The following is a 15,045-nucleotide window of genomic DNA, read 5'->3' as shown; positions in this document are numbered from 1 at the left end:
GGCCGGTCGCCCGTGCTGTGATGCCTGCCGGTCAGGGCGGAGCGGGATCATGGCGGACAGCAAGGCGGCCTTCGAGAAAGCGGTCCAGGACATCAAGCAGCGCGCGGAGCGTCCCGACAACGACACCCTGCTGCGGCTGTACGCGCTGTACAAGCAAGGCTCGGAGGGCGACGTGAGCGGCACCAAGCCCGGCTTCTTCGACTTCGTCGGCACCGCCAAGTACGAGGCCTGGGCCAAGCTCAAGGGCATGCCCCAGGCCGAAGCGCAGAAGAAGTACGTGGACCTGGTGAAGAAGCTGCTGGCCTGATGGCCCGCGACACCCGACGGCGCATCCTCGAGACCGCCCTGGCGATGTTCAACGCGCAGGGCGAGCCGCACGTCACCACCAACCACATCGCCGACGAGCTGGAGATCAGCCCCGGCAACCTGTACTACCACTTCCGCAACAAGGACGACATCATCGAGCACCTGTTCGCGCGCTACGAGGAGCGCATGGACGCGGCGCTGGCGCTGCCGAGCGCGCGGCTGCCGGGGCTGGAGGACATCTGGCTGCAGTTGCACCTGGTGTTCGAGTGCATCTGGGACTACCGCTTCCTGTACCGCGACCTGGTCGAGATCCTCAGCCGCAGCCGGCGCCTGCGCCTGCGCTTCGCACGCATCCTGCGCCGCGCCGACGCCAGCGTGCAGGCGGTGTTCGAGGGGTTGGCGCAGACCGGGGCGATGCGCGCCAGCGTCCAGGAAAGAAGCGGCGTGGCCACCAATGCGCTGGTGGTGGCCACGTTCTGGCTCAACTACGCGGCCGCGCGCGGCGAAAAGGACGAGCAAGTGGCGATCCGCCACGGCATCGTGCAGGTGATGCAGCTGATCGCACCGTTCCTGCGCGAGGCCGAGCGCGCGCACCTGGCCACGCTGATGGAAGCCTATCTGGATTGAGGCGCCCTGCCCCGCGCGCCATCGCGCGCGGCATCGCGCCGCTCAGCCGGCAGCGGCTGGGCCGTCGAGCCGGTAGACCTTGCAGACCAGACCCGGCGGCGTGCGATAGGTACGAAAGCCGATGGCCTCGTAGTACGCCTGCCCGAGCGCATTGTCGGCGGCGATGCTAGCGTCGATCTGCGTCAGCCCGGCGCTGCGCGCCGCCGCACAGGTGGCCCGGAACAGCGCACTGCCGACCCCGCGCCGCGCCGCACGCGGATCGACATGGGTACCGATGATGCCCCAGCCCTCGGCGACATCGTAGGCATTGCCGACGCGCGCGATGCGCAGCGACTGGAAGCCGAGGACGCCTCCGTCGGCGCCCTCGGCCAGCACGCACTGGAGGCGGTCGGCATGCTGCAGGTAGGTCGCGCGCACCGTCGCCGGATCGGTCGGCGCCTTGCGCCGCCCGGCGGCGAAGATGGCGTTCTGCACGGCGGCCATCGCCTCGGCATCCTCAAGTGTCGCAGGCCGGATCCGCATGGTCTCGCCGTCTCGGGTCGGGTGGGGACGGCGAGTATGCCCGAGCGCGGCCGGCCACCGCGCGTGCGCGGCGCCGGGTCAGGCGCCAGCAGTTCGCCTGCGGGTGGCGCGCTTGGCCGGGCTGCGCTTGGCCGCAGCCGGCTTGGCGCCGCGCTTGCTGACGCTGTGTTTGCTCGTCGCGGCGCGCTTGCGCGGCTGCGGACGCGCCTGCAATCCCAGCTTCACCAACACCGGCTGCAGGCGCGCCTCGACCTCGGCGCTCAACGGCTGCACCTGCTCGCGCAGCGCCGCAGCGCCTTCGCGCACGCTGGTCTCGGCGTCGCCGGCCAGTTGCGTGGCCAGCGCCTTCAGCGTCGCCGCGCCCTGCGCGGCATCGGCCGCGGCGGCGAGCGCACGCTTGCGGGTCAGCGCGACCACGCCCAGCCCGGCCAGCCACAGGTGCCGTGGGTTCAGCCGATCCGAGCGCAGCGCGGGGGTGGAACGCTTCTTGGTCGCCATCGCACGATCTCCAGACGGGCCGGCAGTGGCCCCGATGCGCGCCATGCTCGCGCCGGCGGCTTGAGCAAACACACTATCGGCCACCACCCTTGCCACGCGCCGGCGCCCGCGCCATGCTCGGCGCGGACGCCGTGGCCCGGCGCCGCACAGGGAGATCCGCATGGCAGCAACATCGGGCGCGTGGGCGCCGTTTCCATACGACGCCAAGGCCTACGCCTACGCCGGCGATGCGTTGAAGAAGGCCTGGCCCAAGCTGCACGCCGGCGACCGCGAACCCTATCCGGATCCGGCGCGCGCGCAGGCGCTGCTGGACGCCGCCGGCAAGGCCGGCAAGGGCCACGACGCGCAGACCCTGTCGGCGGCGCTGATCGAGGCCTGGCGGGCCTTCCACCACGGGCAGTTCCAGCAGGCCTACGCGGCCGGCAAGGCGCTGGGGGTGTTCGGCGCCTCGGTCGCGGTCAAGGCGATCGGCATCCACGCCGGCTACCTGGTCGAGGACGACAAGGAGCAGTTGCAGCGACTGCAGCAGGCCGCGGCGCTGGCCGAAGCGGCGATCGCCGCCCTGCCGGACGAGGCCAACAGCCACTACCGCCACGCGTTCGCGCTGGGCCGCTACAGCCAGGGCCTGAGCATCGTCAAGGCGCTCAAGCAGGGCATCGCCGGCAAGGTCCGCGCGTCGCTGGAAGCGGCGCTGGAGCTGGAGCCCAAGCATGCCGAGGCGCACATGGCGCTGGCCCTGTACCACGCCGAGATCATCGGCAAGGTCGGCGCGATGATCGGCGGCCTGACCTACGGGGCCAAGGCCGCCAGCGCCGAACAGCACATCCAGCAAGCGCTGAAGCTGGTCCCGGACGCGCCGATCGCCCACGTCGAGCACGCCAACGTGTTGCTGTTGCTGCACGGCGACAAGCGCGAGGACGCCGCCGCCGCGGCGTTCGAGAAGGCCGCCAAGCTCAAGCCGCGCGATGCGATGGAAGCACTGGACGCGGCGTTCGCGCGCGACCAGCTGGAATAAGCGCCGCGCTCCCTCTCGCGGCAGGCTTCGCCAAGCGGATCAGGGCGACGACAGGCGTCGAAGCGCACCGTTGTCGGCGCAAGCGCGCCGGTCGGCGAACCTTGCCGGCGGACGTCGCCACGCGCGTCGAGGAGCCAGCCGCCGCCCCTCGGCAATGCACGAGGCGTACGCGCTAGGCGATGCAATGCTCGGGCGCCGCACGCAGCAGACGCAGCCGGGCAGCGATCGGGAACAGCCACGGCGGCTGCGATCAACATGTTCGGGAATGCGCGCCTTGCCAGATGTCTACTGACCGATGCACACGGCCGACTAGGATGCCGGCATCGGCCGGAGCCGGCTGCCCCATTCGGGGAAATGCACGGAATCGCATTGGTATGGCGCTCACGCATTTCTTCGAATAGCACCCGCGGTGCGGGATGCTTCCCTCGACGAAGGAGTCGTTATGAGCAGCAAAAAGGATCTTCCATCGCGTCGTCATGCACTGGCCGTCGCCACCCTCGCCGCCTTGTCCCTCGGTATCGGCACCCCCGCCCTTGCAGGTCGCGTCGAACTCAGCGCGTTGTCCTCGGAGACCTCGTTCGATCAATTCATCGTCAAGTATCGCGACGACACGGCGACCGTTACCGGCAAGGCAGCCCTGAAATCCTCGCTCGACCAGGCCGCGCAAAGCCTGCCTGCGGTCGCTGGCCGCCCCCTGGTCATAACACCCTCGCGCCGCCTGGCCATCGGCGCCGAGGTGTTCAGGACCGATCGCAGGCTCGATCGCAAGGAAGCCGAACTGTTGATGCGCCGGCTGGCAGCGGATCCAAGCGTCGAATACGTCGAGATCGATGCCCGCATGCAGGCCTTCCTGAGTCCGGACGACCCCAATTTCGCTCAGCAATGGGGCTATACCGACGCGGATGCCGGGATCAAGGCGGACCAGGCCTGGGACCGGTCCAGCGGCCAAGGCGTCGTCGTCGCCGTCCTGGACACCGGCATCACCAACCACAGCGACCTCAACGCCAACCTTCTGCCGGGTTACGACTTCATCAGCAACGCCACCACGGCCCGGGACGGCAACGGCCGCGATTCCAACCCGAACGACGAGGGCGATTGGGCGACCGCCAACGGGTGCTACACCGGCTCGCCGGCGACCAATTCCAGCTGGCATGGCACCCATGTCGCCGGCACCGTCGCCGCCGTCACCAACAACGCAAAAGGCGTAGCCGGCACGGCCTTCAATGCCAAGGTCGTGCCGATACGCGTACTCGGCACCTGCGGCGGCACGCTGTCCGACATCGCCGACGCCATCGTCTGGGCATCGGGGGGCAGCGTCAGCGGAGTTCCTGCCAACCCGCATCCCGCCGAGGTCATCAACATGAGCCTTGGCGGCAGCGGCGCCTGCGGCAGCACCTACCAGAACGCGATCAACAGCGCGATCAGCCGCGGTACCACGGTGATCGTCGCCGCCGGCAACGGCAATATCGATGCAAGCAATGCGCGTCCCGCCAACTGCGGCAACGTGATCGCCGTCGCCGCGGTGGATCGGAACGGAGCGCGCTCGGTATGGAACGCAAGCCAGCAATCCAACTACGGCAGTACCGTCGACGTGGCCGCTCCCGGATCGGACATCCTCTCCACCCTCAACACCGGCACCACCACGCCCGGCAACGAAAGCTACGCCTACTACAACGGCACCTCGATGGCGACGCCGCACGTCGCAGGCGTGGTGGCGCTGATCCAGGCGGCGGCAGCGGCGCCCAAGTCGCCGGCCGACATAGAAGCCATCCTGAAGAACACCGCCAGTCCGTTCCCCGCCACGCCGGACCGTGCCATCGGCAGCGGCATCGTCAACGCCAAGGCCGCGGTCGACGCGGTCGCTCAGGCGACGCCCAATCTCTACGCCATTTCGCGACTGGGCGGCTCCGCCACCACCGAGGTGCATCGCCTCAATGGCAGCGATGGCTACCAGACATTCCTGTCGCAGCAAGCCACCGCGTTGGAGCAAACCGGAAACACTCCGTCTTGGGCATTCGCGGTCGCCGACGACAACGGCGACGGCAAGAACGACCTGTACGCGATCAAAAAACAGGCCGCGACGACCGAGATCCATGTGCTGAACGGCGCCAACGGCTACCAAAGTTTCATTGAACAGCAGACCAGCGCGCTGGAACCCACCGGAGCCGACGCCCGCTGGGTGTTCCTTGTTGGCGACTACAACCACGATGGTCGCCCGGACGTTTACGCGATCAAAAAACAGGCGACCGGCTCGGCAACGACCGAGGTGCACGTCCTCGACGGTGCCGACGGCTACAAGAGCTTCCTGCTGCAGTCGGCGACCGCCCTGGAGCAGACCGGGACAGATGAATCCTGGGCATTCGGCCTGGGCGACTACAACGGCGATGGGACCACCGACCTGTATGCCATCCGCAAGCAGGGTGGCGGCTCGGGCACGACCGAAGTCCACGTGCTCAACGGCGCCAATGGCTATCAGAGCTTCCTCGGTCATCATGCCACCGCGCTTGCGCAGGTCGGTTCCGATGCGAGTTGGGCCATAAACGTCGGCGACCACAACCACGACGGCAAGCCGGACATCTACGCGATCACCAAGCAGGGCGGCGGCAGCGGCAAGACCGAGGTCCATGTGCTGAACGGCGCCGACGGCTACCAGTCCTTCCTGACCCACCAGGCGACCGCACTGCATCAGACCGGCAGCGACCATGCGTGGGAGCTGCTCGTAGCCAATCCGTAGGCGATCCGTAGGCAATCGCGGAAAGGGCAGCGTATTGGCAATGCATGAACGACGACGCCGGCATTGCGCCGGCGTCGTCGTTCGCTCAGGAGCGGATCACTCCTCGGAAGCGGATCACTCCTGCGGCGGGGCCGCCTCGGTCGCGCCGTCGGCGACGCCCTCCTCGCCCGGCAGCACGTCTTCCTCGACCAGCGAGCCGTCCAGGCGTTCCACCGCCTGCAGCTTCTCGCCCTTGGACAGGCGGATCAGGGTGACGCCCTGGGTGTTGCGGCCGACGCGGGAGATTTCCGAGGCGCGGGTGCGCACCAGGGTGCCGCCATCGGAGATCAGCAGCACTTCGTCGCGGGTGCTCAGCAGCACCGCACCGACCAGCTTGCCGTTGCGCTCGCTGGTCTGGATGCCGATCACGCCCTGGGTGCCGCGGCCCTTGCGCGGATACTCGCCCAGCGGGGTGCGCTTGCCGTAGCCGTTCTCGGTCGCGGTGAGGATGTAGGCATCGGCCTCCTCGCCGTTGCGCGCCTCGGCATCGGTCTCGGCATCCGCCGCGGCGTCGACGTCGTCGGCGTCCTCGTCCTGGCCCACGGCCGGCTCGGCCACGATCAGGCTGACCACGTACTCGCTCTTGGCCAGGCGGATGCCGCGCACGCCGCGGCTGCTGCGCCCGGTCGGCTTGACCCCGCCACGGCTCTTGCGCCGTGCGCCGCGGGCCTCGTCGCCGTCCTCGCCGGCGGCCTCGTCGTCGGCCACCGCACCGTCGTCGGCAGCGGCCTCGTCGAGCACCGCATCGTCGGCTTCGTCGTCCTTGGGCCGCTCGGAGAAGCGCACGGTCTTGCCGTTGGAGGCGAACAGCAGCACGTCGCGCTCGCCGTCGGTGAGCGCCACGCCGATCAGCGCGTCGCCCTCGTCCAGGTTGATCGCGATCTTGCCGATCTTGCGCTGGAACGCGAACTCGCTCAGCGGGGTCTTCTTGACCATGCCGTTGCGGGTGGCGAAGAACACGTAGCGGCCCTCGGCGTACTCGCGCACCGGCAGCACCGCCTGCACGCGCTCGCCGTTCTCCAGCGGAATCCAGTTGACGATCGGGCGGCCGCGCGCGTTCGGCCCGGCCTCGGGCAACTGGTGCACCGGCAGCCAGAACACCTTGCCGCTGCTGGTGAAGGTCAGCAGCGTGTCGTGGGTGTTGACCAGCCATAGCTGGTCGATGAAATCCTCTTCCTTGGTCGCCGCCGCGCTGCGGCCGCGGCCGCCGCGGCGCTGCGCGCGGTAGGCACTGACCGGCTGGCGCTTGGCGTAGCCGGCATGCGACAGCGTCACCACCACGTCTTCCGGCGCGATCAGGTCGAGGATGTCCAGATCCTCCTCGCTGTGGCGGATCTCGGTACGGCGCGCATCGCCGTATTCCTCGCGGATGTTGACCAGCTCCTCGCGGATCACCTGCAGCAGCACGTCCGGGTTTTCCAGGATGCGGATCAGCCCGGCGATCGCGTCCAGCAGCTGCTTGTATTCCTCGGTCAGGCGCTCCTGCTCCAGGCCGGTCAGGCGGTGCAGGCGCATTTCCAGGATCTGCGTGGCCTGCACTTCGGTCAGCTGGTAGCCGCCGCCGACCAGGCCGACGCCGCTGGGCAGGTCTTCCGGGCGCGAAGCCTCGGCGCCGGCCGCGTTGAGCAGCGCGCCGACCAGGCCCGGTTGCCAGGTCTTGGCCAGCATGCGCTCGCGCGCTTCGTTCGGGTTCGCCGAAGTCTTGATCAGCTCGATCATCTCGTCGATGTTGGCGAGCGCGACGGTCAGGCCTTCGAGGATGTGCGCGCGGGCGCGCGCCTTGCGCAGTTCGAAGATGGTGCGGCGGGTGACCACTTCGCGACGGTGGCGGACGAACGCCTCCAGCATCTGCTTGAGGTTCAGCAGCTGCGGGCGGCCGTCGACCAGCGCCACCATGTTGATGCCGAACACCGACTCCATCTGGGTCTGCTGGTACAGGTTGTTCAGCACCACGTCGGCGGCTTCGCCGCGCTTGACCTCGATGTAGATGCGCATGCCGTCCTTGTCGGACTCGTCGCGCAACTCGCTGATGCCCTCTAGTTTCTTTTCCTTGACCAGCTCGGCGATCTTCTCGATCAGCCGCGCCTTGTTGACCTGGTACGGGATCTCGGTGACCACGATCGCTTCGCGGCCGTTGTCCTGGATCTCGATCTCGGCCTTGGCGCGCATGCGCACGCGGCCGCGGCCGGTGCGGTAGCCGGCGACGATGCCGGTGGTGCCGTTGATGATGCCGGCGGTCGGGAAATCCGGGCCGGGGATGTGCTCCATCAGCCCGTCGACGTCGATCTGCGGGTTGTCGATCAGTGCCAGGCAGGCGTTGATCGACTCGGTCAGGTTGTGCGGCGGGATGTTGGTGGCCATGCCCACCGCGATGCCGGCCGAGCCGTTGACCAGCAGGCTCGGGAAGCGCGTCGGCATCACCGACGGTTCCTGTTCCTTCTCGTCGTAGTTGGGCTGGAAATCGACGGTTTCCTTGTCGATGTCGGCCATCATCTCGTGCGCGAGCCGCGACATGCGCGCTTCGGTGTAACGCATCGCCGCCGCGGAATCGCCGTCGACCGAACCGAAGTTACCCTGCCCGTCCACCATCATGTAACGCAGCGAGAACGGCTGCGCCATGCGCACCAGGGTGTCGTACACCGACTGGTCGCCATGCGGGTGGTACTTACCGATGACGTCGCCGACGATACGCGCCGACTTGTAGTAGGGCTTGTTGCTGTGCGCGCCCAGCTCGTTCATCGCGAACAACACGCGGCGATGCACCGGCTTGAGGCCGTCGCGCGCATCCGGGAGGGCACGCCCCACGATCACGCTCATGGCGTAATCGAGGTAGCTCTTGCGCATCTCGTCTTCCAGGTTGACCTGGATGATTTCCTTGGCGGATTCTGCCATTCGGGTTCCGTAAGTCTGGTGGCGGATCGACCACGACGCCGGCCCGCGATGGGCGGGCCCGCCGCGGCTGGACGCCTACGGCGCACGGCGGTCGATCGAACCGCCGGATTCTATCATGACGGGCGCCCGATTGCCCGGTTTTGCCGGCGCGAACAAGCACTTGCGCGCCATCGGCGGCGCCCGGCGGGCGCCGTCGCGTTGCCCCGGCTCAGCCGCCGAAGGCGGCGCGCATGCGCGCCGGGTCCGGGCGCTCGATGACCCCGCGCTCGGTGACGATGGCGTCGATCAGGTCGGCCGGGGTCACGTCGAACACCGGGTTCCAGGCGGCGATGCCGTCGGCCACGGTGCGCGCGCCGCCGACGCCGAACAGTTCGCCCGGATCGCGCTGCTCGATCTCGATCTGCGCGCCGTCGGCGGTGTCCATGTCCACGGTGGACGACGGCGCCACCACCATGAACCGGACGCCATGGTGGCGCGCGGCGATCGCCAGCTGGTAGGTGCCGATCTTGTTGGCGGTGTCGCCATTGGCGCAGATGCGGTCGGCGCCGACGATCACCCACTGCACCGCCCCGGTCTTCATCAGGTGCGAGGCCGCCGAATCGGCGATCAGAGTGGCGTCGATGCCGTCCTGCTGCAGCTCCCACACGGTCAGCCGCGCGCCCTGCAGCCAGGGCCGGGTCTCGCCGGCGAACACCTTGGCGATGCGCTGCTGGGCGACGCCGGCGCGGATCACGCCCAGCGCGGTGCCGAAGCCGGCGGTGGCCAGCGAGCCGGTGTTGCAATGGGTCAGCACGCCGCTGCCCGGCGCGATCAGGCCGGCGCCGAGCGCGCCCATGTGCCGGTTGGCGGCCAGATCCTCTTCGGCGATCGCCTGCGCCTCGCGCTCCAGCACCGAGCGCCAGTCGCTGCCGGCCGTGCCCAGTGCGCTGCGCATGCGCGCCAGCGCCCAGGCCAGGTTGACCGCGGTCGGGCGCGCGGCGTTGAGCCGCTGCAAGGCCGGCTCCAGCTTGAGCAGCGCCTCGGCGCCGTGCTCGGCCTGCACCTCGCGCGCGGCCAGCACGGTGCCCCAGCCGGCGGCGATGCCGATCGCCGGCGCGCCACGCACGGCCAGGGCGTGGATCGCCGCGGCGACCTGGTCGCTGTCGGTGCAGCGCACGTGCTCCACCGCGAACGGCAGCTTGCGCTGGTCGAGCAGTTCCAGCGCGTCGCCGGTCCACAGGATCGGGCGGATATGGTCGTAGCGGGCGTAATCGATATCGAGGGCGGCGTTCATCGGGCCATTGTAAACGCCGCCGATTGCCGATTGCGGACGGGGTGCGGCGTTGCAGCGCCGCGCCGCGCGCTCAGTTGACGCCGAACTCGGCGCGGCAGCCCTTGTCGACCCAGATGCCGTCGCGGTCCCAGCCCCAGCTGTCGTCCTGCACGCAGGGCGCGCCGGACAACTGCCGGCGCAGTTCCACACGCTCCTGGACACTGACGCCGCAGCGGCGCCGCGCCTTGCCCTTGGATTCGCACAGCACCGGACGGGTTCCGGCGGGAAACCCAGACCCGTCGGCGGCGCCGATCTCGAATTCGCCGCGGCAGCCGCGCGCGACCCAGATCTCGTTGCGGCGCACGCCCCAACTGCGCTCCTCGCGGCACGGCACCGACGACAGCTGGCGCATCAGCCGCACCGGCGCCCCGCGCAGCATCACCGGGCAGCTCTCGAGGCGGCCATCGGACTCGCAGCGCAGCACGCGGCGCATCGCGCTGCGCGGCGTCTCCCCCGGATTGGGGCGGAATTCGGCGCGACAGCCCAGGGTCACCCACACGCCGGTGGCGTCCGAGCCCCACTCGCTGCCGCGGATGCAGTCGTTGTCGGACAGTTGCCGCACCAGTTGCACGCCCTGCGCGGTCGGCATCGGGCAATGCACCCAGGTCATGTCGCGCGACTCGCAGCGCACCACCGCGTTGTCGTACGCATCGGCGTCCTGCGCTGGCGACGGCGTCGGCCACAGGCTTGCCGCCAATCCCAGCCAACACCAGCCACCGAGCCCGTACGCCCACTTCATGCTTGGCTCTGCCCCTATGCCTAGAACCTGAACAACGAAGACCTGCCGGCCGCGGTGTGCGCATGCCGAGTCCGATCAAACCATCATCGATGTGGACAACGCAACAACGCGCCTCGGCGCTTCCTGACCGGCGGTTCAGGCATGCGCGAAATCGTAGGCGAGCACGTCGCCGATCTGCGTGGTGCCGCGCATCGCCATCAACAGCCGGTCCACGCCGACCGCCACGCCGGCGCAATCGGGTAGCGCCGGCAACGCCTGCAGCAGGCGTTCGTCCAACGGCGGCAGCACCGCGCCGCGCGCCTGGCGCAGCGCATGGTCGCGCAGGAAGCGCCGGCGCTGCTCGGCGGCATCGTTGAGCTCGTGGTAGCCGTTGGCCAGTTCGTAGCCGCCCAGGTACAGCTCGAAGCGCTCGGCCACCGGCGGGTCGCCGTCGCGGATCCGCGCCAGCGCGCACTGGCTGGCCGGCCAGTCGTGAACCACGGTGAGGCGATCGGCCGGGAACGCCGGCTGCAGGCGGTGGGTCATCAGCAGGTCCAGCCAGTCGTCGCGGCCGAGGCCGTCGGCGTCGATGCGGATATCGCGCAACGGCTGCTGCAGCGCGTCCAGCGGCGCGACGAACGGATCCAGCTCCAGCCCCTGCAGGAACAGCTCGCGGTAGCTGAGCACCTGCAACGTGGCGCTGCGTCCGACCAGGGCCAGCGCGGTGCGCACCAGCTCCACCGTCTCCTCGATCAGCTGCCGATGGTCCCAGCCGACGCGGTACCACTCGAGCATGGTGAACTCGGCATTGTGGCGGCCGCCGGCCTCGCCGTTGCGGAACACCCGCCCCAATTCGTAGCAGTCGCCGATGCCGGCGGCGAGCAGCCGCTTCAGCGGATACTCCGGCGAGGTGCGCAGCCAGCGCAGCGCCGGGCCGGCATCGACATGACCGCTGAAACGGGTCTGGAAGCTGTCGATGTTCGGCTCGGTGTTGCCGGCCGCCGACAGCATCGGCGTCTCCACTTCCAGCACGCCGCGCGCGGCGAAGAAGGCGCGGATGGCGGCATTGAGCCGCGCGCGCAGTTGCAGGGCGGACAGCAGGTCCATCACGGCGCCGTCTCGAGCCGGCGGCTCAGTTGGTCGCGCGCGTCGTCGCGGTAGCCCAGCCCCAGGTACAGGCGCTTGGCGGCGGCGTTGTGGTGGTTGACCTCCATTCGCAGCACGTCCGCGCCCAGCGCGCGGGCGCGCGCCTCGACCAGCGCCACCGCCTGCCGGCCCCAGCCACGGCCGCGCGCGGCCGGGCCCAGGTACAGCTCGTCGAGCAGCAGATAGCGCCCGCCGAGTTCGACGCTGAAGCAGGCGGTGATCAGCGCGTAGCCGACCACCGCGCCATCCGGCGCCAGCCACAGCAGCGCCTCGCCCAGCGCCGGCTGGGTCAGCAGCGCCTGCAGGCCGCGCGTCACCCGCGCCGCATCGAAGGCGATCCCGTCCTCGGCATAGAAGGCCTGCAGCATCGCCAGCAAGGCCGGCTGGTCGGACACGCCGGCGGTGCGCCAGCGCAGCGCCTCGGGCGTCGCGGCGAGCGCGCTCATCCGGCCTGCTCCTGCGCCTGCAGGAACGCCAGCAACTGCGCTTCGTCCCACACCGCCACGCCCAGTTCCTGCGCCTTGTCGAGCTTGGAGCCGGCGGCTTCGCCGGCGACCACGAACGCGGTCTTCTTCGACACGCTGCCGGCGACCTTGGCGCCCAGCGCCTCCAGTCGCGCCTTGGCCTCGTCGCGGGTCAGCGCCGACAGCGTGCCGGTCAGCACCACGGTCTGCCCGTCGAGCGGACCGGCGTGGCGCCGGGTCTGCGCCGGTGCGGCATCGAGCAGGCGCCGCATCGCCGCCTCGGCGTCGAGCAAGGCCTGCTTCTGCGCCGGATCGGCCAGGTACGCCGCCAGGTTGGCGGCACCGGCGGTGGACAGGCCCGCCCCGGTCCAGCCGCTTTCGTTGGCGCGCAGCAGCGCGTCCAGCGTGCCGTAGGTGGCCGCCAGGCGCTGCGCGCTCTTGCCGCCGAGCTTGTCCACCGGCAGCGTGCCGAGCAGATGCGCCAGGTCCAGCCGCTCGCGCAGTTCCGCCGGCGGCGCGCCCTCGTCGGCGAAGCGGATGCCGGCGGCGATCAGCGCATCGACCACCGCGGCGTTGCCGGGCTGCTCGAAGAACGTGGCGATCGAACGCGCCACCTCGCCGCCGATGTCCGGCAGCGCCTGCAGCAGCACCGCCGGGGTGCTGCGCACGAACGCCAGCGAGCCCAGCCAGTAGGCCAGCGCCTTGGCCGTGGTTTCGCCCAGGTGCGGGATGCCCAGCGCGAACAGGAAGCGCGGCAGGGTCGTGGCGCGGCTGGCGTCGATGCCGGCGACCAGGTTCTCGGCCCACTTGCTCGCCAGCTTGCCGCCCAGGTCCACCGCCAGGTGCGCGCGCAGGAACTCGGCGCGCCGCCACGGCGCGGCGTCGTCCTCCAGCGCGGCGCGGCCGGCCGCGTCCAGCACCAGCGCGCCCTTGCTGTCCTCCAGCGCCTGCAGCAGGTCGGCGGCGGTGGCCGCGTCCAGCGCGGTCTTCATCCGCACCAGGTCTTCCACGCTCAACGCGTACAGGTCGGCCAGCGACTGCACGAAGCCGAATTCGACCAGGGCGTCGGCCTGGCGTTCGCCCAGGCCTTCGATGTCCAGCGCGCGGCGCGAGGCGAAGTGGCGCAAGGCCTCCTTGCGCTGCGCGGCGCAGGCCAGGCCGCCGCTGCAGCGCCAGGCCACCGCGTCCTCTTCCTTGACCAGTTCCGAGCCGCACACCGGACAGGCCGCCGGCATCGTCCACGGCACGGTGCCGGGGGGGCGCCGTTCCTCGATCACCCGCACCACTTCCGGGATCACGTCGCCGGCGCGGCGCACGATCACCGTATCGCCCTCGCGCGCGTCCAGCCGCGCGATCTGGTCGGCGTTGTGCAAGGTGGCGTTGGTGACGGTAACGCCGGCGACCTGCACCGGCTCCAGCCGCGCCACCGGGGTGACCGCGCCGGTGCGGCCGATCTGCACCTCGATCGCGCGCAGCACGGTGGACTGTTCCTGCGCCGGGAACTTGTGCGCCAGCGCCCAGCGCGGCGCGCGCGAGACGAAGCCCATCGCCTGTTGCTGGTCGTAGTCGTCGAGCTTGTAGACCACGCCGTCGATGTCGTACGGCAGGCGGTCGCGCGCGGCGCCGATGCGGCGGAAATAGGCGATCAGGCCGTCGAAGCCGGTGGCGGTGTCGGCCTCGGGCGCGACCGGGAAGCCGTAGTCGCGCAGCAGTTGCAGCGTCTGCGAGTGGGTTTCGGGCAGTTCCAGGCCGCGCACCTCGCCCACCGAGTAGGCGAAGAACGCCAGCGGCCGGCGCCGCGTCACCGCCGGATCGAGCTGGCGCAGCGAGCCGGCGGCGCCGTTGCGCGGGTTGGCCAGCAGCTTCTCGTTGCGCTCCAGCGCCTGCGCATTCCAGGCGGCGAAGGCGGCGCGCGGCATGTAGATCTCGCCACGCACCTCCAGCACCGCCGGCGGCGCCGCGCCGAGATCGCGCAGCTTCAGCGGCACCGAGCGCACCTGGCGCAGATTGGCGGTGACGTCCTCGCCGGTGCTGCCGTCGCCGCGGGTGGCGCCCTGCACGAACACGCCGTCCTCGTAGCGCAGGCTGATCGCCAGGCCGTCCAGCTTCGGCTCGACCGAGAACACCGGCGCGGCCAGGTCGAGTTCGCGCTCGATGCGGCGCTCGAAATCGGCGACCTCGGCAAAGCGCGTGCGGTCGTCGGCCTCCTCGGCCACGCCCGGCGTTTCGAAGGCATTGGCCAGCGACAGCATCGGGATCGCGTGGCGCACTTCCGGGAAGCCACCATCCGGCCGCGCGCCGACCCGACGCGTCGGCGAGTCCGCACTGGCCAGTTCAGGATGCGTGGCTTCCAGCGCCTCCAGCTCGCGCATCAGCGCGTCGTACTCGGCATCGGGGATCGACGCATCGTCAAGCACGTAATAGCGGTGGTTGGCGTCGTCGATGCGCTGGCGCAGGTCGGCGGCGCGCTGCTGGGGATCGGGAGTTGCGGTCATGCGCAGCGGAAAAGCGGGTAACGGAGAGGGGGGCGATAGTAGCTGGAAGGCAGGGATTGGGGAGTCGGGATGGGGGATTGGCTTAACCGCCGGGATTGGGGATTGGGGATTGGGGATTCGCAAGAGCCGAAGCTCGGACTTCTGGCGTCGGCGGCGGTCGTACCCTCATCCGCCCCTGCGGGGCACCTTCTCCCGGTGGGAGAAGGGAGTGTGCGCTGCACCATCGGTGTCAGTGCACGCTTTTGCCATCCCCAATCCCCAATCCCCAATCCCCAAT

12 protein-coding genes are annotated in these 15,045 nt (G+C 70.0%); 4 read left to right on the top strand and 8 right to left on the bottom strand.

Translation table 11 applies throughout. The features are described from left to right. The first annotated feature begins 49 nt into the window (after positions 1–49). Both AC1PME_RS09415 and AC1PME_RS09410 read left to right on the top strand, forming a co-directional pair. Positions 50–307: an acyl-CoA-binding protein gene (locus AC1PME_RS09415; protein ID WP_254457810.1), complete on the top strand. Its 258-nt coding sequence runs from the start codon at positions 50–52 to the stop codon at positions 305–307. After that, positions 307–933 (top strand): TetR/AcrR family transcriptional regulator, encoded by a 627-nt coding sequence (locus tag AC1PME_RS09410; RefSeq protein ID WP_254457809.1) that lies wholly within the window; start codon positions 307–309, stop codon positions 931–933. Before AC1PME_RS09415 ends, AC1PME_RS09410 begins: the two co-directional genes overlap by 1 nt. A gap of 42 nt (positions 934–975) precedes the next feature. Here the strand turns inward: AC1PME_RS09410 and AC1PME_RS09405 are convergent, their stop codons facing one another. Together AC1PME_RS09405 and AC1PME_RS09400 are read right to left on the bottom strand one after the other, a co-directional pair. Beyond that, positions 976–1,455, bottom strand: coding sequence for a GNAT family N-acetyltransferase (locus AC1PME_RS09405; protein WP_254457808.1), 480 nt, complete (start codon positions 1,453–1,455; stop codon positions 976–978). A gap of 78 nt (positions 1,456–1,533) precedes the next feature. After that, entirely contained in the window at positions 1,534–1,953 is a 420-nt protein-coding gene (locus AC1PME_RS09400) for a hypothetical protein (RefSeq protein WP_481097942.1), read from the bottom strand. Positions 1,954–2,113: 160 nt separating this feature from the next. Here AC1PME_RS09400 and AC1PME_RS09395 point away from each other — a divergent pair, with 160 nt between their 5' ends. Further along, on the top strand, positions 2,114–2,968 hold the full coding sequence (locus AC1PME_RS09395) for a tetratricopeptide repeat protein (RefSeq protein ID WP_307550114.1): 855 nt from the start codon (positions 2,114–2,116) through the stop codon (positions 2,966–2,968). Between the two features lie 442 nt (positions 2,969–3,410). Continuing rightward, positions 3,411–5,702, top strand: a complete 2,292-nt coding sequence (locus AC1PME_RS09390; RefSeq protein WP_481097941.1) for a S8 family serine peptidase — start codon at positions 3,411–3,413, stop codon at positions 5,700–5,702. Positions 5,703–5,816: 114 nt separating this feature from the next. Here AC1PME_RS09390 and gyrA read toward each other — a convergent pair whose 3' ends face one another. From gyrA to ligA, 6 genes are all read right to left on the bottom strand, one after another. Beyond that, entirely contained in the window at positions 5,817–8,633 is a 2,817-nt protein-coding gene (gene gyrA, locus AC1PME_RS09385; protein ID WP_481097940.1) for a DNA gyrase subunit A, read from the bottom strand. Positions 8,634–8,841: 208 nt separating this feature from the next. Next, on the bottom strand, positions 8,842–9,906 hold the full coding sequence (mtnA, locus tag AC1PME_RS09380; RefSeq protein ID WP_254457803.1) for an S-methyl-5-thioribose-1-phosphate isomerase: 1,065 nt from the start codon (positions 9,904–9,906) through the stop codon (positions 8,842–8,844). Positions 9,907–9,976: 70 nt separating this feature from the next. Beyond that, on the bottom strand, positions 9,977–10,684 hold the full coding sequence (locus AC1PME_RS09375; RefSeq protein ID WP_254457802.1) for a DUF3011 domain-containing protein: 708 nt from the start codon (positions 10,682–10,684) through the stop codon (positions 9,977–9,979). 135 nt (positions 10,685–10,819) lie between these two features. Beyond that, entirely contained in the window at positions 10,820–11,770 is a 951-nt protein-coding gene (gene epmA, locus AC1PME_RS09370) for an EF-P lysine aminoacylase EpmA (protein ID WP_481097939.1), read from the bottom strand. Next, positions 11,770–12,255: a GNAT family N-acetyltransferase gene (locus AC1PME_RS09365; RefSeq protein ID WP_307550106.1), complete on the bottom strand. Its 486-nt coding sequence runs from the start codon at positions 12,253–12,255 to the stop codon at positions 11,770–11,772. The genes epmA and AC1PME_RS09365 overlap by 1 nt, the downstream gene beginning before the upstream one ends. Further along, complete coding sequence (ligA, locus tag AC1PME_RS09360) at positions 12,252–14,768, bottom strand: NAD-dependent DNA ligase LigA (protein ID WP_254457799.1); 2,517 nt, start codon at positions 14,766–14,768, stop codon at positions 12,252–12,254. The genes AC1PME_RS09365 and ligA overlap by 4 nt, the downstream gene beginning before the upstream one ends. Between the last annotated feature and the right edge of the window lie 277 nt (positions 14,769–15,045).

Source organism: Xanthomonas sp. NCPPB 901 (assembly GCF_056725085.1).
This window is presented reverse-complemented; position numbering and strand designations above follow the sequence as displayed.